Raw genomic sequence first — 407 nt, 5'->3', positions numbered from 1 at the left:
GATTGGAGGAGAAAACAGCTGAAAACCCTTGTTTGGATTTCGGCTGTTGGAAGGAAAGGAATTTTGCAAAGGTCTCTGCCCTATACACATAGTCAAAATCACAGGCAAGGCTGCCCTTCTCCTCAACTTCTAATCTTCTTCAATTCATTATTCGGCATCACCAGCCAAACCTGTGCCTTTTTAACTTGAGCCGCAGTACGGATGGCCGACTCATCCATAATGGAGAATGCGGTGGAAAAGGCATCGGCAACCGCCGCACTCTCCGCCATGACGCTCATGCTTTTATAACGCGGTTGGCTTCCACCTGTTCGCGGATCAAAAAGATGGGTGAATTTGCCAGCTTCGTCCATTACCGTGCCATAGCCGCCCGATGTGGCAAAGGCTTGGTTTTTCATGGCAATGGTGGT

Annotated in this window: 1 protein-coding gene; it reads right to left on the bottom strand. The window is 49.1% G+C overall.

Going from position 1 to position 407, the window contains the following annotated elements; genetic code table 11:
• Window positions 1-122: 122 nt before the first annotated feature.
• A partial coding sequence (locus ACTHSP_RS22325; RefSeq protein ID WP_440347053.1) for an FAD:protein FMN transferase occupies window positions 123-407 on the bottom strand: 285 nt, incomplete at its 5' end.

This window comes from Neisseria sp. P0001.S005, from assembly GCF_051963715.1.
The sequence above is the reverse complement of the archived record's forward strand: the minus strand, read 5'-3'. Positions and strand labels throughout refer to the sequence as shown.